Raw genomic sequence first — 277 nt, forward strand, 5'->3', positions numbered from 1 at the left:
CGCATGCTCTATCGCGCTGACCGCAGCCCCATATGGTTTGAAAGAACCGCGTTGGCGGATTTTCAGCATCACTCTTTCGACGTCGGTCGGGTCTTCGCCGATCAGCGCATCGCGGAAATGCAGCACAAATGGTTTTAGGTAGGACTTCGTGAATTCAACTTCACCCAAGCCGTAAAGGCCCTCGTCGGTTACGATACGAACGATCGGGTGCTTACCAATAACCGCACAGCGCAGGTCGGTGATCTTCATTTCCTGTCCTTTCCGCTTCAGCTCCAGG

1 protein-coding gene is annotated in these 277 nt (G+C 54.2%); it reads right to left on the reverse strand.

Annotated elements, in window-relative coordinates; translation table 11 throughout:
• A partial coding sequence (locus SB772_RS40460) for a hypothetical protein (RefSeq protein ID WP_410838577.1) occupies positions 1–249 on the reverse strand: 249 nt, incomplete at its 3' end.
• Positions 250–277: the final 28 nt, after the last annotated feature.

The sequence above is a fragment of the Paraburkholderia sp. SIMBA_030 genome (assembly GCF_046535245.1).
In the GTDB taxonomy this organism is placed as follows: Bacteria; Pseudomonadota; Gammaproteobacteria; order Burkholderiales; family Burkholderiaceae; genus Paraburkholderia.